We start from the raw sequence: 17,335 nt of genomic DNA on the forward strand, positions 1-17,335 counted from the left end.
ACTTTTGGTAGCAACAAAGCGTTAGACGCATGTGCGCTACCAAAAGTAAGTCCGTACCTAAAATCTTAAAGCGCCAATTGGCCTTTTTCGAATTGTTCCAAGCCTTTCATGATCTGTCTCATTTGATCACTGAAAACTGTCGATTGCACATCGTCCAATTCTTTAGTTTTACAAGGAACAGCTCCGACGATCGCTTTAAAGGCGTTACACTTAATCGTCGTAAAGCATGTCGTGTTCGTGCAGGCTACGGCATCTCCGTAGAAAAAGTTAAGAGTGCGATTTGTTTCGAATGCCTTCGCATCAATAGCTTGCGAACAAGCATTGAACTTCGTGCCATTCTTATCAGAAGGACACATCCAGTCTTTCACCACAGAAAGAACTTCTTCACGAGAAGATTGCAACGTCAATGGAGTCGTTGAAGGAACCAACAAAGTGTAGTGAATCAAAGCTTGGGGAATCAAACTCTCCACTGTCGAGAATACTTTATAGAAACCCAAACCTTTGCTGAATTTACCGAAGCTATCTTGATAAGCAGCATTCACCGGCTTCAAGCGCAAGCATTTGCGTGACGTACATTCAATGCTGCTTTGAGTGATACGAGTCGTATTGCCAACGCGAGAAAGGTTTGAAGGATATTGACCTTCATCATGGTAGTACCACTTGCCATCGCTCATCATTTCTTGGAAGTCAGCGGCATTGAAGCTACCGAAAACAGGACGACGCCACATTTTTGCAGCAGCCGGAGCCAAAAGCCATCCCGAGTTGCAGGAGTGGAAAACCACGAACGCATTGGGAGCTAAGACACTGCCGATTTGTGGAAACTCTTCGTCTTCTTGATCCAAGCGATCTGACTTCGATTGCAAACGGAAACCATTATAAGTGTTAGCGTGACCGAAGAACTGCAATGAAGAAACAGGAGCTTTTAAATATTGAAGAGCCAAAACGAGACGGCTTTTTTCAAGATCGTCATTGTCGGCCTTGCGGAAGCCAAAACCTGCTGACGCCAACATATTTCGTTCGTTAGAGAAGTCTTCATTTACGGCACTGATAATGACTCTTTGTCTCTGAGGGAAACGGTCACGAGACACTTTGGCGGCTAAGATGGCGGCCTTTAAAAACTGCGTTCCTTGATCGTTACCGAAGCCCGCCACAAAGACATCTGTAGGCACGCCTGCGCGAATCTGCGCCGGTTCTGAAGCGATAAAATAGGCTTTACTCTGTTGAGCCCAAGTTCCCGCCACGAAGAGGAACGCTCCCACCAAAAGCTTTACGTTCATAAGACCCCACTTGTTATTTAAAGTGGGGCATTCATATCACAAACGATAGGAGACCTAAAGAAGCAGAGACAAATTGGGGCAGGCTTTGTGAAAAGACTTCAAGGACATCTCAGAAGTGTCAAATGTCTGTACACTTCTGAGACGGAATTTCATGAAAATTTATGGCAACAGATTGACGAGAGCGCTGCGAACTTCATTGCCCTTGGCATCCTTAGAGATCGCTTGAACTTGATAATAGATGCCATGAACAAGTCCACTCAGAACCACCGAGTGGTCATTCACAAGATTCGCATCTTCCGATGTGATAATCTCTTCGCCGGTATAGATATTAATAATACGCAACTGGCTTGTGGCCGCTACATTTGTTTTCCAAGTCAAAGTTGCATTGGGCGCCTGAACGGAAGCCACTTGGAACTCACTAATTTCCAATTTTTCCTCAACACATGGATTTTGTTTTTGTTCAGGCATTTTGAAGTTACTTGTTGAAACAACATCCCAGCCCGTGCTTTCAAGATACTTCATTGCAGGCATTTTTTTGCCATTCTTAGAGTCGAAATAAAAATTATTGCTGGCAACTCCACACAAAGAATGACGTGAAGGATCTTTCCACGTTTGTGGCTTCTTGTGATGCTTCCACATTAAAACATTGGCTATATGGTAGCGAGGTCCCTGATAGTACAGGATCTTCACAGGAACCTGAGAATCGCGTTTAAGATGGATCGTGCGATACGGGCAACCCATGCGTGTCGAGTGATCGCCATCGTTATTGATCAATTCATTCCACTTATCTCCTTCTTTGACGAAAACACGAGAACCGTCATCGGAAAGAGTTGCGATCTCGTAGTCACCTTCCTTATCTGCCGCCGACAACTGCAATACGCTCGTGTATTCAATCGCAAAATGTTCAATCAACTTATTGCCTTGGGCGTCCACCAAAACGTCTCCGCTCAATGTAGAGAATCCCGACGTAAACGGACGAGTCGGAACATTTACATCCGCGAAATAAAGATTCTGATCAAGCTTTTGGCCTTTATTATAATAGTCCATCACGCCCGAGATTTTCGCTCCCATCTCAGGCGTTCTTAGAATGAGTTTTCCCAAGAGACCGTTTTCAGGAGAAACGCTGGAATTATTCGAAAGAGGGTCACACACCGTATTCGCGGGGTCCGCAAATTCAACAGAGCCTAAAGAAGGACCCGTGCTCGTACGAACTCCGGAGAATACGCAAGAAACGCTCTTTAATAAACCTCTTTTGTGTTGGAGATCTTCTTGTTTGTTCTTTGCTTGAACAGACAACGACAATGAAATGGCTATGGCCAATACAAATAGCGATTTTTCCATGCAACGTCCCTCTTTAATCTCTACCTATAATCTTAACAAAAGTGTAAAGATTATTAAAGAAATGTGGGAGCAACGTTTTAAGATGAGATCCTTAGGATTAGCGAATGTTTGCACATATCGCAAATACAGTAATTGTATCAGAACTTCCCGAGGCACAGTACCAAGTTGAATCTGAATTGGGGTAGCTACCTACAATCTTATTGGTTCCACTCGATACGGAGCATCCACCGCCCGTAACAAGTTTACCCGCAGTACAACTCACCGAACATGACATTGAAGAAGTGCACGATGCGCTCTGCCTTTCATATCCCATTTTAATATTCCCTCCCCCAAGATCTAATTTTTCAGAGGGAGAAACTGTACCAACACCTACATTTCCCGCAGGCGAAATTGTAACACGATTACTTCCATTGGTAATAAAGTTGATTGGAGCGGACGAGTGAGCCGCGTTAAGCTCAATTCCTGCGGAAGTACCCGAAAACATATAGAAGGCCCCCGACACACCATTCTTTCCAAGATTTCCCCACACGGTCCCGACGTTATCTCGAATAGTGATGTTTCCTTGCACATCAAGCGGAGTCACTGGAGCCGTCAAGCCGATGCCCAACTTACCGTCGGCAGTTAAAATCATTCGATTGGTATTATTTGTTTTAAAATTCAAACCAAAGTTGTCGTTGGTTCCAAGTACCAAAGCCGCGCCAGAACTATTTCCACCGTTGGCAAAGACTCCGGAAGAAGAATAACTTGTACAGCCTAAAATTCCTGTCGCATCAAACGTCACGAGTTGACCGACTCCACAGCTAAATGCCCCTAAAGAACCACCAACACCATCCGATGCAATCATTCTGTTAGCTGCGAAAGTCGTCACGCCCGTACCACCGCGAGATACTGGCAATGTGCCTGTAACATCAGAAGCCAAATTCAAAACAGCCGGGGACCAATTCGTTCCATCGTATCTTAAAACTTGCCCCGTTGTCGGCGTTGTGGCACTGATACTGTTACCTTGAATTTTCACGACGGAAGGACCTGGATAAGTTCCCGAAAGATCTCCCGTCGCCGCTCCGCCCGGAGTAACGCCGCCAATAGATACTTGAGAAGCCGCAGTCAAACGACCTTGCGCATCTACTGTGAAGGTTGGAATTTGCGTCGCAGAACCGTAGTTACCAGCCGTCACCGTTGTATTGGACAGTGTAATTGTTCCTGTCGAAGTGATCGGCCCACCAGAAAGACCTGGGCCTGTCGCGATGTTCGTAACTCCACCAGCAGTTCCCGAACTTAGAAGATCCCAAGAAGAACCATTATCGCGATAGATTTTTTGTGAGTCTGTTGCAACATACAAACGGCCCGCTGTATCGGCAGTTCCTCTAGATGCTTCTGTTCCTGATTTAATCCCCGGCGTTCCACCATAGTTTGCGAAACCATCTGAAATTCCGTAACCACCTAAAGTCGTCGGTTTGCCCGATGTGATTTTTGACCAATCCAAATTAGGAATATCGCTGGCAGTTAAAGTCGCACCGGAGACAACACGCCCTTGAGCATCCGTGGTAACTTTAAAATAGGTGCCAGCAGTTCCCGTGTTCCTCAATGTTAGCACGCCTGCCGAAGATAAAGTCGCATCACCAGAAAGGGCGAGCGGAGTTGCCACATTGCTGCCATCACCAACCCAAATGTTTCCCGAAGTCAGAGTAGAACCTAGTTTTGAATTAAACGTAGTCCAATCTGCAAAGGACAAATATCCATTCGTTGTTCCTGAGGCTTGAGAAATACTGAGAGCCGGTGTCGTACTTCCAGTTCCAGCCGCTACAGCGAGTGGAGCCGCTGCCGTCACATTCGTCACAGTTCCTGTTCCACCGCCGCCTGAAGCAGAAATCGTGATAGAGCCCGGACCGTTCGTCACGGTCACACCTGCTCCCGCAACGATGCTACCAGCTTGATAACTCGTGCCGTTTCCAATTAATAACTGACCATTGGGAGGTGCTATTGAGAATAAATTAAGAACATTCTCTAAAGAACTTTGTGTGACAGTCCCTGTTGTTTGAATAAAATCAGAAGGACCTTTGTCCGCCAGTTTTTGTGAATTGATCGCAAAAGGAATATTTCCAATCACCACATCCGGAGTCAGATCGGTTGAACCAACACGAATATGCAAAGATCTTGTCGCAAAACCAGAAACAGCCATCGAAGCAGCACCACTACAACCGACCGTACCCGCTGACGCAAAAATACGATCCGCCGTGTTCGTCGTGCTGTCCGTACGTGTGCCGGCCCCAATGATGGCACTGAATTCCCCTTGAGAGCCTGGAGTGATGGTCTGTGTTTCCTCGTAGACAACACAAGAAGAATAAAGAACTTGGAAAGTCACCGTTTGTGCCGTGGTGATCGGAGTTCCTCCTGCATCAGTCAAAACACCTTCATAAGTGAAAAGTGATCCGGGAGAAGGAGCCACCGCTCCAGCTTGAATTGCAAAAAGAAGAAGGAAGAAAGAAAGTATCAATTTCATTGTGTGATCCTTCCTTTAATCGCAAAGGCTCCACCATTGGCGACGTGCTGATCTTGCGCACGCGCACGGCCTCTTAAGACAAGCCCTGTTCCCGTTTGTACGCTGGAACCCGCCAAAACTTCCTGAGAAATTGTAGAAGAAGGAATGTACTTGATCGTCACGCTTCGATAAATCCAGTTTCCAATGCGCGGCTGTGCGCGAAACTTCATTGTGAAAACTTGGCCATTTGTGAAGATCATCGAGTTCCACGGAGCCTTTGAATCTGTCAGCGTGATAGAAAATGCACCATTTTGACAATTTGATTGAGCGGAGGGATCATACGCCGACGGTTGCATCCACGTTGTTCCTCCGTCGAAACTCAACTCGATATTGCCGACGAAAGCAGAACAGTTCGCCTGCAATGGAACAGAGCTCATACTTGCTGTGACGACATTGGGAACGACAAAATCAAAGCCCTCGATGGATTTTAAAATACTAACCGACGGACTCGTGTCAGAGCATCCGACAAGGAAAACCACAATTGGCGTTAAAATGTTGATTTTACGAACATCCCATTTGTTCATGCATTTTAAATATCGGTTAAAATGCATGGGTTCTTGAGTTTCAAAATGAGACTATTAAAGCATACTAAGAATGAGACAAAGAAGCGGTTCTAAATGAGACCCCTCCTAGCTCTTGGCAAAAATATGAAACTGATAAACGCCCGTCCCATCTTTGCGTTGAGCCCACTGATCTTTTTCAGAAAGAGCTTTCCAGCCGCTCACATCAATGGCTGTCGGTGCGCGCATAAAAGAGCGAATCACCATTTGGCTTCCCGACTTCGTATTAGACGATAGCTTTTGCAGAATCTGATTAGCGTCCTGAGCCTCTAGATATGAAATCGTATCTGACAAAGAAATAAAATCATAAGCATGCTGGGGTAAGTGCTCTAGAAGATTTCCATTCAGATAGCGAATCTCTGTTTTTGATTTCTTCACCAGGTCGACAACGTGTTGATGCGCCTCTAAAGGCAAGCCTTCTTCATAGGCGATGCGGCCTAAAAACAAAATTTGCATGAAGTAGTTTTTGCGCACCAACTGAGTTCTGAAAATGCGATCGAACTCTTCAGTGATAAACTTGGAAGGAGATCTTTCTTCGGTCTTGTGCTCAGATTTTCCGCTGAAATGGCCTTTATAAAGAAATTTATTGAAAACATACTCACTGGCAGCAACGCGAATAAAACTGTTCCAGCGAAGCTTTGGCCAATGTTTTTCGTAAAGTTCAATTTGTTCCTCCAAAGACTGAGCTTCAAAAACTTTGCTGAAATCGCATTGCAAAATTTCTCTGAAAAGAAATCCGAGCTTTTGAAAGTGCGACTCCCAGCGCCCTAAAAGAATAAAACCTTTCGGCTTCCAACCCTCTTTGCGCTCGACCCAATAGTTCTTGGCGGCCTCAGATAAAGACAGCTTCTTAAATAGAACTTCACGATCATCACCAGAATCCCCACCACCTTGCAGAGCACCACGATATCCCAGCAAGAAAAGGTATTCTTCGTAAGTTAAGGTCTTCATGGCCTGCAAACGAAGTTCACACAGATACAATTGGCTCACCGACATGTCGATGACATCTAAGTACTTTGGATTTTTGGCAATAAGCGGAAGACAGCGGGCGCCGGAACCTGCGATACTAAAAACTCTCTCTGCACCCTCAGGCAAGAGATCAAACTCAATGCGCGTGTCTTCGTTAGATAAAGTATAATTTAGATCTGAAAAGTACTCTTTTGCCACACGAACTCCCTAAAATGCTAAGTTGCCGGTCAATTCAAAACGAACACCCATCACCAGTCCCCCGGTGATCTCTTCATAAATATCATAAAGGCCTGCTGTGCCTTCATAGTTCTGCACAAAACCCGAAGCCGTGAAATAATCCGTGAGGTTGTAGCCGTAGCTCGCACTCACGAAAGAATCTTCAGCTTTAGGATTTGAAAAAACCTGCATTTGAATATCATGGCGATTCGGATTCCACTGTGCCGTCACGTAGTAAGACATCTGTGAGTCATTCTCCGTAAGGCCATTGACTTCGAAATAACTGACTTGGGGAAGAATGATCCAGTTTCCAAGAAACAAATCACAACCCACAGTTGAAAACATGTGATCCCGTTTGATCGGTAAGTCCGGAGTCGTGTCATTCACATAACCGACTTCAAATTTCGGAACAGCGATATCAAACGCATAGTTTGCACTAAAACCATAGTAGTACTTTTTTAGAACCTGCGCACTTAGGGCCGAAAAACCAAAACCACCCAAGGTCCACTTCACTCTGCCACCAAAGCTGGTGTTCTTCTCAACTTCAGTTTCGGGAATTGGAACAGGATAAAAATTTTCTGCAAGCTCACCAATACCCGCTAGCTCCAACGAAAAAGTATCTTTGGCATAGGAAAATGAAGCACCTGTCGAATGTGTCAGCTGATCGGAAAGAGGATCAAAGTACAGACGATTAAAACGTCTCCCCGTCCACACATCCAAAGATGGCAACGTCCAACTTTCACTCCAACGCAAAGCCTGACGTCCGACGCGCACAAAGAAAGATTCTAATTTAAACTCGAAGTAAGCTTCTTGAAGGTAGCCCCGCGAAGGAGATCTGCGAATAAAGGCTTGATCTTCATTTCCTTCAAACTCTCCGAAACCTTCGACAAAAATGCCGAAGGGTCCCACATTGGAGTTGAGTTTGCCTTTAATCAACAGACGGTTGGCCAACTCCTCGTCCTTTCCTTGAATATAGTCGTAGCGAGCAGCCCCGGTCAGGTCCGCACGCGCGACGACAACGTTCAAAAGAAAGAATAAGAAAAGGCCGAATCTCACTACTTCATGCTTTCCATATTACGAACGGTAAAGAATGAATCTGGATAGTCCTTCTTGTTCATCCCAAGAATACGGATGTAACTGATTTGCTTATTGGTATCTTCGATTTTCAAAGTGCTAGGACGAAGAGCTCCTGCGATGCTCTTATAATCTTCAAAGCTGGCTCTTTTCAGAACAGTTTTTCCATTCAAGCCGAGGTATTCCGCGCGCAAAGGTTCGAAGTTGCCTTTTTTTAACCAGAGACGAATCCATGCATAGGTTAAATTATCTTTATTGCCCTTAAGAAGCAGCTGCACTTCGTTGCCATTCTCACCTTCTTTGGTAACGGCATAATCTCCATACCAACGTGTTCTGGAGATATCGCCGTTAGCCACTTGGCCAGAAAGTTTTTGTGCCAAAGACAAACGCATAGATCTTTTTAAATTAGGAACATAGGCGTGAAAATCGCGATCCAACATCAACATGTTACGGCCTTTGTCGCGAGCCGGCTCTTTGGTCACAATCAAGGTTTTATCTTGGCCTTTTAAATACACTTGAAACACCGATGTATTTTCAGAAGTCTCTACTTTGATTTTCATTTCATAGGATTCAGAAGGGTTGCGAATATTATCAGCTTTCTTAACCCATTCTGCCGGATTTTCCGTGGCCCCTGCTTGGGCTGAGATCGCAAACGCGCACAAAAGTAAAAACGTCCTCATGACATCTCCTATTTTTTTCTTTTTGATAATGCCAGTTGCCTTGTGAGTTCAATTTCTTTATCCGTGATAATTCCAGTATGTCCTTGGATCTCCGCCAATTGAACTCCATGACGTCGAGCCATCTTATAAATTTGTTTCACCTTGTCCCATTCAATATCACGGCCCATGGTGAAAGCTTCGTAGCGTTTTTCTAATGTTAAAAGAGCTGTCTCTGCCAAACAAGCATAGACGGTGTTTCCAGGAAGTCCGATGTCGGAAGTAAGTTCCACAGGTCCCGGTAAAATAAGCTCTCCAGATTCAATAATCAAAACATCGGGACGTTTTTTCGCATCATCAATGTCAAAATCCAAAGGACGGGAACAATCACAAACGACCGCTCCGGGTTTTAACTTCATTACGTCGACAATTTTATGATCTATAGCAGATGTTGCCGTAACCAAGACATCAGCTTCCGCCGCGAGCTCATTCGCATCCGTGATCACAGTGATTTCACACTTTGGTGACATGGCTTGAATGGCCGATTTGAGTTCTAAGAGGCGCTCCATACGCGGAGCCACCAGACAGAGTTTGTTAAACACCAATCCCAAGAGTTTTGCCGAAACCTGACCGATAGATCCTGTGGCACCGATAACCATGGCCATTCCATCTACCAAACCTGTCTCTGGATCTTGTTTTACCAAACGCATCTTACGTACAACTTCGTTCAGGCCCCACAAAGTCGCCGAGGCACTGAGACTATTTCCAGTTGTCACAGGAATCGGGCTGTTTTGATTGATCGTAATACCTTGGTCGCCAACAATTTTTGTGTAAGCTCCAAGACCGATCATCTTGGCTCCACGATTGGCAGCATCGTAGCAAATGCTTTCAATTTTCTTATAAATCACTTCAGGGTCCGTGGTTTTTAGAACCTTCGGCGTCGCAGGCAAGGCGTAAATAATACCGTTAATCTGCTGCCCTGTCTCTTCACTGATGATATTCCTAATATGTCCGTAAACGAAACTCGGCGTTTTCGCAAACATACGATCAAATGGATCATTCCACTCTTTGGGCATATTCTTAAATACCGACAGGCCCGGGGCGCGCAGAATATCTTTGTGAGAAAGCGCATGAACGACAAAGGCGAAATCAGGCTCTTCACGACGAAGTATTTTGCTCTTCACCGTATTCATGCCATGGGAAATTTTCATTTGCGTCGACGTCTTTTTCGTCATCACATACTTGCGAGCCGTTTGACGGATCTCGGTGTCTTCGGTTATCAACTGCTCCCATTCCTCGATCGACAAGGGAGCCGTTCTTCCGTGAGACAAACGCAGTGTCGCATCCAAAACCGAATAATTCATATACGGATGAATACGATAGTTTTCCGGGAAAAGATTAATGATACAGCGTGGAGCAAACTTACGCGCTTCTTCTTCCATCAAAGGATGGGACGACCAAATCACCAAATCTTTTCCACGCACGAACTCTGTCGCCGTATCAAACAATAAAAGAAATGGAAGATCACAAAAAACATACTGAATGTTTTCAACTTGTGCCGCCAACGTAGAGCGACTCATTTTTTGCAGTTTGGTTTCCGCCAGCGGCGTATTCTTACGCAAGTCCTTGAAGTTTGCGACGTTTAAAACCAGCTTCGACAAAGTCATCAATCCTGGGAAGGGTTGAATCAACCAAGGAACACCCAAGAGAGAATAGGCATCACCAATGTACACAGACTTACGATAGCGGTCGCGAATGTACTCTTCTAGTTCTGTCGAAAAAACCGCCGAGGGAAAGAAAACTCCCCGATCAGGTTGAATAGTCCCCGCTTCGATATGTTTTACAAGAGAATTGATATTGGCAATCTCGCGCAATCCTGTTCCATCACACAATGGCACCGGAGAAGGAATCCCCATGATTTCCAAATACTGACGATGAACGTAACTTTTTTGATCAAGTTTAATCACCGGGGGCAAGCTGGTCAGAGCAAAGGCATCGACTTGATTGCGAAGTGTTTCCACCAAACGACGGACAGTTTCTACTGAAAAATTCGCACTGAAACGTTGAACTTCAAAGTGCTTGCCTTCGAAATCAAATTCGTAAGCTGTGTCCCAGTGGGGGCGGCCAAAACTGATCTCAGCGATGCGATACGAATTCTTCATAACCGCTCCAGAAAGTTTGTTCGTACTCTTTGAATTCAGGACACCAACCGTCTCCTAAAACCTCGCGCGTGCTTTGCGTGTCATAGACCGGAAAGTTCATGAGGTAATAAAGTTCTTCTTCCGGAAACTTCGCCAAAAATTTCGAAGCCTTTAGAATCAGAGCTTCCGAGATTTGATCTACCAAAACCACGCCTTTATGAGGAATGGCTTGGTATTTCAATGCCGACATATAAAATTCTTTGACTCCCAAACCAAACGTGGGAGTCACATGATAACTGAGATAACCTTGAGGCTTTGTCGCCAAAGCCCACTCACAGAATTTCACAATGGCTTGCGCCGCTTTATCGACCGGAACCAAGGGAAGCTTCGTTGCGGAATTTCCAGGAAGCGGAATCGGTGTCGGCAAAGACTCAATTACAGGTCTGATTTTTTTAAATGCTTCCGGTGCGTAGTAGGGTCCATCGATACGCTCAATGGCTCCTTCTTTCGTATCTCCGACAAGCACACCCAAACGCAGATTCAATCGGCCCTGAACTGATTGAACGGGCCAGTTTTGCAGAACTTGCTCCCCGAGAGCTTTTGACTCTGAGTAAGCGTCTGGAAAAGGTTTGGAAAAATTAAGATCAAAAGGTTTTACCGAAGGAAGACTTGAATTGACTCCTGCGGCGACGGTACTGGTATTTACAAAAAATGGAATTTTCAAAGCCTCGGCCACTTTCAAAACTGTGCCCATCGTGGAAATATTGTGTTGATAACAATCCACTTTCGAAGCCGTCAGATCGTAAAGACCCGCCATGTGAAGCAAAAGAGAATATTTTTTATTTTTGAGAGAATCGAAATCGAGGCTGGCATTCCACTGAGTTAAATCACCCTGGACTTCCGTCTTGCCCGAGCGGGAAAGCACGTCCACTTCGAATTTTTCACGAAGAAGAGGAATGACTTTTTTCCCTAGGAACCCGGTGCCACCGGTCACAAGGATGCGTGGTCTGGTCAATGAAGACCTCCAGTAATGCCTATTGTCTTACCATGACAGGAAGTCCGCGGTGTAAACAGCGAACAGAAATCTCCTGAACATCTCTGAGCAGGATCTCGCCATCCCCAAAAAAAGTCAAAGAACGACCGGGGTTCTGGCTCTTTAGTCTGAACTCTTTGAGTTCAAAAGATTTGAAGATCGGAGACTTTTCAACCGTACCACGACGAATGTGCAAGGCTGCCATCGTGTGCTCTGGAACGTTCTTCGTTTCCGAAAGCAAAAGGTTTACAGTTCCGTCGGTATTTGAAGTGTATGGAGCCGGCAGGAAACTAGCCCCAATTTTTTGTTGGTTATTGATTAAAACAATCGGAGACGATGTCTCAACGTTGACCTTACCGGGTATTGAAATTTCTAGACCCCAGCCTTCCGGATTCCAAGTGCGAATCGCCTCTGCGGTCATCATCGAATAAACACTTGGGCCCATTCTTTTTACAGCGTAATAACTTTTCTGCGCGAGGAAACGGAAAGCTTTCGCCGTCTTTGGACAACTTCCCAAGTTTTGAAGATTGCTTCTAAATTTATTGGCAAGTTCTGCTGCCACAGCGGGAAGGCCTAGACCTCCATTTGTGAGCATATACTTTTTTTCTTCGCCGGAGCCGATTTCGATCACGTCGATATTTTTCACAACACCTTCAAAGATATTGCGAACGGCGTAGTCGATACGATGAGAAACACCAATCTCATGGGCAAGATCGTTGGCAGTTCCGGATCTTACGATAGTAATGGGAGGAATTTGCGTCAGGTCAGAACACTTCATCAAACATTGAAGAGCAACATTGATTGTGCCATCACCGCCGCAAATAATAATCGCGTCGGTTTTTTGTTCTCTCTCCTCGTGCAAAAAATCGCACAGCTCCGTCAGTGTCTGCGGACGGCAGAAGCGAAGATCGCAGCGAAACAATGATTCGCGCACCTTGGCTTCAATCAGTTCTGCGTTCACAGAACCGGCTTTTGAGTTGATAAGAACGGACACTCTCATAATTTTTAAACTCCGGAGAACTAACGAAGCAAGTATCGTACCGTAGTGATTCATTATGAAACGTGAACATATTAGAATTGAGGCTCTAGAATGCTGCGTAAATCGTCACTTTGGCACCGGTGTCTATGTACTATACGTTTTCATAGGACACCACTTTCAGATTTGAATTTCTGCGAAAGCCAATAAGATAGTGAGCGCTTTAAGCTACTTTTTTTGCGTACTGTCGAAAGGCAAGAGGAGTTCTCTTGGTTTTCATTCGGAAAAAACGTGTAAAGTAATTGGCATCTTCATAACCCAACATTTCAGAAATTTCACTAACGGATAAATCTGAATAGGCCAGAAGTCTTTTGCTTTCCAAAATCAATCGGTCTTGGATAAGGGCCCGCGCGGATTTTCCAGTCAGTCGTGAGATCTTCATCGTCAAAGCCTTCGCTGTGAGGTTGAGCTTTCTCGCATAGAATTCCACCTCGTGCTTAGTGCGATAATGCTCTTCAATGAGATTTAAATACTTCATAGCAAAGGATTCTGGCGGAGGGGATAGCAACTTCCTCTCCTGTCGCGAAAACTGCAGCAACAATAAAAACAACTGCAACGTCATTGCCATTTCATGATCTTTGGGTTTTTCTTCGTACTCTTTGAGGAGAACTTCGCAAGACTCCTGAATGCGCAACAAATCCATTTTCTTTTCAATCAGAAAACTATCGGGCAAGTTTTGCAAAAGCTGTCGCAACTTGGGCGCATAGGTCGAAAGAGAACTCAAAAGATCCTCTTCAAATTCAATAACAAATCCTTTCGAGTTTTTCTCTACCACCCAGGAGTGCACTTGCGCTGGCTTCATTAAAAACACACGACCCTTTTCAATCGGATAACGATGAAAGTCGATCTCATGCCACCCCTTCCCTGCCGTGACAATGACAAGGTGATAAAAACTGTGTTTGTGAGGAAAGGGAACTAAAGGCTCAAAGCGGTCTTCGAATCTTTGAATGCGCAAAGGTGTTTGCAAATTGGCAACAACGCCAAAGGCATGCATGGGATGGAGTTTCTGAAGACTTTGGCTGGGCATGACTTTTCTCCTGCCATAATACTAGCAGGATTTTCATAAATTGGAAGAAAATGGGAAGTTTGTGCTATTTTTACGGAAGTGAGTCTCTGGCTCCATGGGCACTTTGCACTTATAATGAAAGCACGAAAGGCGGTGACCCATGGAAAACTGGATTATTTTTGGAATAGGTGCCGTGTCGATTTTTTCTATTATCGTTTATCTGTTCTTCATGTTCTTCCTCCCCGAATGGGTGGGCATCACTGGCACTGTCGCTAAGAAGGCCATTGAAAGCCACGTCCAGAGCGGAAACGAGCAAAACAAGAATTCATAGAGATACGTGATTGCTCCATCACGTATCCATCTCACGTTGAGATTTTCACCCGTTTCCGGAACACGCTGTTAACAGTATATATCGAGAGAGCTCGGAATAAGAGCTCTCGCTCTCTAGGTCCACTCGGAATAACCCGAGTAAATATCTGCACGTACTGGACCTCAACCTAGAGAGAAAAAATGAATCGCGGAACATCACTGAAAGTATTCACGGCCCTTTGCATGCTCTTTTTATTGGGAGCATGTACGATCAACGCCGAAATGTTTGGCGGCGCCAAAGATCTTCTCTCTGAAGACCCTGGCAATCAACTGACACTCAAAGGACAGTTTCCCCTGGGAGATCCGGCCTTCTCTGGCGAGTTTAAGAACTACGTCACCGCCGCACCAGGGAATCGTTTTGTCTTTGCTACTTTTGATGATGATGTTTATGTAACGACCGATGCAGGTGTGATTATCAAAAAATTTACGCCTCCAGGAGTGACATCCATCTCGGGACTTACCGTCGATAGCAACGGTGTTATTTATATCACCGGAAGCTATGACCCCAACCCCAATGACACGCGCTTCATAAGAAAGTTCGATATGGATGGGAACTACATCGGTGAAGCAGTCACATATACTGACGAAGGAGGCGGAGCCGTTGCCCTTCCTGAAAATCCTTATGTGGCACCAGATGGTTCCATTTATGTCTCCGCATTCAGTCAAATTCGTAAATACAATGCCGCCGGGACTTTGCAAACGACCTATGGGTCCGTTCAAGGAACTAATGACGGTGAAATTCAAGGGACGCATTCTTTCTCTGTCGAATCTGACGGCAGTGTCTATGTCGCGGATACTTGGTCCGATCGTCTGCAAAAATTCAATGCCAATGGAACATTTAATTCGAAGTTTACGTGGCCTCGACAAGTGCCCGCACCTTCAATCGTCACAAGTCTGATGCGTGAATCAAATGGCGACTTCGTTTTAACGGAACGCATGGGTGGCGACGGCAGAATTACATCTTTTGATGGTACGGGCACTCTTAAATGGACCCGCGACGGAACGGAACGCGGTTCTGCAAAATACGACAGTAACTTGATGAGCCTCACTAAATACAACGGCTTTTACTATTTGGGCTATAGAGACAGTCTTGTCTTGTACAACGTCGCCGATGGCACTTTTTTTAAAGAATATAAAAAAATGCTTTCCAATCCCTTCAGTGTGACTCGCAATAAAGATGGATTCTTTTTTGTTGGCGCGGGAAATGGACTTCATAAATTCAATGCCAAGGGTGAATGGCAGCTCACCTTCGGTTCCACGTCAGGGGCGATGTACTCGGGAGTCGCCGTCTCCAGCGACGACACCGTTTACGCCATTGATATCGTGAATCCAGGAAAAGTATTTAAGTATGATATCAATGGAAACTCTTTGGGCTTTCTTGCCGTACCCACTTCCGCAGCACCGTACGGACTTTCTATTGATAAGAATGACAATCTCTTTGTCGCCGATGGTGGCGGCGGAGGGCTGATCAAAATCCCTCTTGCAACCGGAGTTCCCGCAGCCTTTGCTGCTGGCCAGTACACAATTCCCGCAGGCGTCTCTTGTCAACCTGATGGAACGGTTTTGATCATGGACTTTAATGGCGCGGCTTCTATTGGAAAACGCTTCAACGCCGATGGAACTTTGGCCGACACCTTTGGGAATGCAGGCCCCGGCACTATTGGAGGCACAGCTCTGGGTGTGACGGCGGATCCAATATCAGGGCGCATTTACGTCGCCCACGCAACAGCTAATAAAATTATGGTTTACGAGAGCAATGGTGATTACGTCACAGATTTTACTAACGCCGACTTTAATCAGCCCTTTGGAATTTACGCCGATAGCGCCGGCGACATTTTCGTCGCCGACCAACTCAATAACAATGTGAAAAAATTTAAATCCGATGGCACAATGGCGACGGAATAATTTTAAGTTGAACGCAAAAGTTCCGGAATGGATTTTTTTAGAAGTTTGATCGTCGGATACAAACTTGCCAATACCGTCGCAATCATTGGAAGAAGCAGTGCTTGAGTATAGTGGCTTGGCATAATATCCAAGAACACAATGAACTGACGAGTGATCCCAGGTGCCGGAGGCATCGGAATCCCTTTCGCAAGCAAGGTCTTATCAATCAAAACCGCCAGACAAATTCCGAAGAATCCACCCAAGATCCCCAACAAACTATTTTCAATCAGAAGAATCTTAAAGAGGCGGCTGCGCTTCTCGCCATTGGCGCGCAAAGCTCCCATCTCCCCGGCTCTTTCCAGCAATCCCACCGAGATCACGTTGAAGATCCCCATGGCCACGATCACAAGAATAATAGAGCGAATAAACGTAAACTGCGCATGAAGGAAGTCGACAGAGTTTTGGTAATAGTTTTTATCCAGAATCTCAAAGCGAATCGGATCTAACTGAGAGTTGGCTGCGCGAATGTCTTTTTCCGCCTTCGGCCAAACATCCACGCCTTTCGTTGCAAGAGAAAACATCTCGATACGATTTGTATCTAAAAGCTGTTGAGCTTGTTTTAAATCCACTCGGTAAAAAGAATCGTCGATTACTTTTTTTCCTGTAAAGAAAATCCCCGCCACCGTTAAATCCGCACCGTTGAGCTGTCCCTTCACTGTTTGCGTCAGCAAAGTCACCGTGTCGCCGACTTTGGCGTCGATACTTTCCGCCAAACCTTTTCCAAGAATGATTTGATCCGGATGTTGCAAATCCGTTCCCGCAATAAAATTCATGGATGTGAAGAAGGTGTTTTCACGTTCTGGAATAATTCCTTCACCTTTACCGCCCAAAGTGATGCCACCTTTAACGATAAAAGAGTAAAAAGAAACCCGAGGGAAAACTTGCAAGACTTCTGAAGAAGAACGGATCTGCTGTTCAATAGTCTCAGGATTTTCAAACCACAACTTCCAAGGTTGTTCGTGCACTTTGCCGAAATAATTATTCGGATACACTTGCCCGTGACCGTAATAACCGTGAATAACACCTTCACGATATTGATTCATCACGCCTGTATTAAAACCTTGATAGATCAAAAGCCCCGCAGCACCCAAAGCCACCGTGCAAAGACTGGCCAATGTTCTACGAGGATTTCTAAATAGATTGCGCCAAGAGATCTTAAGAAGTTCCAACATGA

Annotated in this window: 14 protein-coding genes; 2 read left to right on the forward strand and 12 right to left on the reverse strand. The window is 45.3% G+C overall.

Annotated elements, in window-relative coordinates; all coding sequences use genetic code 11:
• Positions 1–65 precede the first annotated feature (65 nt).
• From ACL934_RS15815 to ACL934_RS15865, 11 genes are all read right to left on the reverse strand, one after another.
• Entirely contained in the window at positions 66–1,277 is a 1,212-nt protein-coding gene (locus ACL934_RS15815; protein WP_413612555.1) for a hypothetical protein, read from the reverse strand.
• Between the two features lie 159 nt (positions 1,278–1,436).
• Positions 1,437–2,618, reverse strand: a complete 1,182-nt coding sequence (locus ACL934_RS15820) for a hypothetical protein (RefSeq protein WP_413612556.1) — start codon at positions 2,616–2,618, stop codon at positions 1,437–1,439.
• Positions 2,619–2,715: 97 nt separating this feature from the next.
• Positions 2,716–5,118 (reverse strand): beta strand repeat-containing protein, encoded by a 2,403-nt coding sequence (locus tag ACL934_RS15825; protein ID WP_413612557.1) that lies wholly within the window; start codon positions 5,116–5,118, stop codon positions 2,716–2,718.
• Positions 5,115–5,681, reverse strand: a complete 567-nt coding sequence (locus ACL934_RS15830) for a hypothetical protein (protein ID WP_374075074.1) — start codon at positions 5,679–5,681, stop codon at positions 5,115–5,117. The genes ACL934_RS15825 and ACL934_RS15830 overlap by 4 nt, the downstream gene beginning before the upstream one ends.
• A 105-nt stretch (positions 5,682–5,786) precedes the next feature.
• Entirely contained in the window at positions 5,787–6,884 is a 1,098-nt protein-coding gene (locus ACL934_RS15835) for a DUF3419 family protein (RefSeq protein WP_413612558.1), read from the reverse strand.
• A 9-nt stretch (positions 6,885–6,893) separates the two neighbouring features.
• Positions 6,894–7,958: a hypothetical protein gene (locus tag ACL934_RS15840; RefSeq protein ID WP_413612559.1), complete on the reverse strand. Its 1,065-nt coding sequence runs from the start codon at positions 7,956–7,958 to the stop codon at positions 6,894–6,896.
• A complete protein-coding gene (locus tag ACL934_RS15845) occupies positions 7,958–8,656 on the reverse strand; it encodes an outer membrane lipoprotein-sorting protein (RefSeq protein WP_374075079.1) in 699 nt (232 codons plus the stop codon). The genes ACL934_RS15840 and ACL934_RS15845 overlap by 1 nt, the downstream gene beginning before the upstream one ends.
• Before the next feature lie 8 nt (positions 8,657–8,664).
• Positions 8,665–10,794 carry a dehydrogenase gene (locus ACL934_RS15850; RefSeq protein WP_413612560.1) on the reverse strand — a complete coding sequence of 710 codons (2,130 nt, stop codon included), beginning with the start codon at positions 10,792–10,794 and terminating at the stop codon, positions 8,665–8,667.
• Positions 10,769–11,788, reverse strand: coding sequence for an SDR family oxidoreductase (locus tag ACL934_RS15855; RefSeq protein ID WP_413612561.1), 1,020 nt, complete (start codon positions 11,786–11,788; stop codon positions 10,769–10,771). Before ACL934_RS15855 ends, ACL934_RS15850 begins: the two co-directional genes overlap by 26 nt.
• Positions 11,789–11,807: 19 nt before the next feature.
• Positions 11,808–12,806: a diacylglycerol/lipid kinase family protein gene (locus tag ACL934_RS15860; RefSeq protein ID WP_413612562.1), complete on the reverse strand. Its 999-nt coding sequence runs from the start codon at positions 12,804–12,806 to the stop codon at positions 11,808–11,810.
• Positions 12,807–13,005: 199 nt separating this feature from the next.
• Positions 13,006–13,869: a helix-turn-helix domain-containing protein gene (locus tag ACL934_RS15865; protein WP_374075086.1), complete on the reverse strand. Its 864-nt coding sequence runs from the start codon at positions 13,867–13,869 to the stop codon at positions 13,006–13,008.
• A 139-nt stretch (positions 13,870–14,008) separates the two neighbouring features.
• Here ACL934_RS15865 and ACL934_RS15870 point away from each other — a divergent pair, with 139 nt between their 5' ends.
• Together ACL934_RS15870 and ACL934_RS15875 are read left to right on the forward strand one after the other, a co-directional pair.
• The gene (locus ACL934_RS15870; RefSeq protein ID WP_374075087.1) at positions 14,009–14,179 is read left to right on the forward strand and encodes a hypothetical protein; all 171 of its coding nucleotides are present in this window, start codon (positions 14,009–14,011) and stop codon (positions 14,177–14,179) included.
• 179 nt (positions 14,180–14,358) lie between these two features.
• Positions 14,359–16,122 (forward strand): NHL repeat-containing protein, encoded by a 1,764-nt coding sequence (locus tag ACL934_RS15875; RefSeq protein WP_413612563.1) that lies wholly within the window; start codon positions 14,359–14,361, stop codon positions 16,120–16,122.
• 2 nt (positions 16,123–16,124) lie between these two features.
• Here the strand turns inward: ACL934_RS15875 and ACL934_RS15880 are convergent, their stop codons facing one another.
• Positions 16,125–17,333, reverse strand: coding sequence for an ABC transporter permease (locus ACL934_RS15880; RefSeq protein ID WP_413612564.1), 1,209 nt, complete (start codon positions 17,331–17,333; stop codon positions 16,125–16,127).
• Positions 17,334–17,335 lie beyond the last annotated feature (2 nt).

Origin of the sequence: Bdellovibrio sp. HCB-110, assembly GCF_047323225.1 — a bacterium.
GTDB lineage: Bacteria > Bdellovibrionota > Bdellovibrionia > Bdellovibrionales > Bdellovibrionaceae > Bdellovibrio.

Bases quoted from the DNA above. Each gene is read 5' to 3' on its own strand.
- ACL934_RS15815 (WP_413612555.1), bottom strand. From the start codon at position 1,277: ATGAACGTAAAGCTTTTGGTGGGAGCGTTCCTCTTCGTGGCGGGAACT.
- ACL934_RS15820 (WP_413612556.1), bottom strand. From the start codon at position 2,618: ATGGAAAAATCGCTATTTGTATTGGCCATAGCCATTTCATTGTCGTTG.
- ACL934_RS15825 (WP_413612557.1), bottom strand. From the start codon at position 5,118: ATGAAATTGATACTTTCTTTCTTCCTTCTTCTTTTTGCAATTCAAGCT.
- ACL934_RS15830 (WP_374075074.1), bottom strand. From the start codon at position 5,681: ATGAACAAATGGGATGTTCGTAAAATCAACATTTTAACGCCAATTGTG.
- ACL934_RS15845 (WP_374075079.1), bottom strand. From the start codon at position 8,656: ATGAGGACGTTTTTACTTTTGTGCGCGTTTGCGATCTCAGCCCAAGCA.
- ACL934_RS15850 (WP_413612560.1), bottom strand. From the start codon at position 10,794: ATGAAGAATTCGTATCGCATCGCTGAGATCAGTTTTGGCCGCCCCCAC.
- ACL934_RS15860 (WP_413612562.1), bottom strand. From the start codon at position 12,806: ATGAGAGTGTCCGTTCTTATCAACTCAAAAGCCGGTTCTGTGAACGCA.
- ACL934_RS15865 (WP_374075086.1), bottom strand. From the start codon at position 13,869: ATGCCCAGCCAAAGTCTTCAGAAACTCCATCCCATGCATGCCTTTGGC.
- ACL934_RS15870 (WP_374075087.1), top strand. From the start codon at position 14,009: ATGGAAAACTGGATTATTTTTGGAATAGGTGCCGTGTCGATTTTTTCT.
- ACL934_RS15875 (WP_413612563.1), top strand. From the start codon at position 14,359: ATGAATCGCGGAACATCACTGAAAGTATTCACGGCCCTTTGCATGCTC.
- ACL934_RS15880 (WP_413612564.1), bottom strand. From the start codon at position 17,333: ATGTTGGAACTTCTTAAGATCTCTTGGCGCAATCTATTTAGAAATCCT.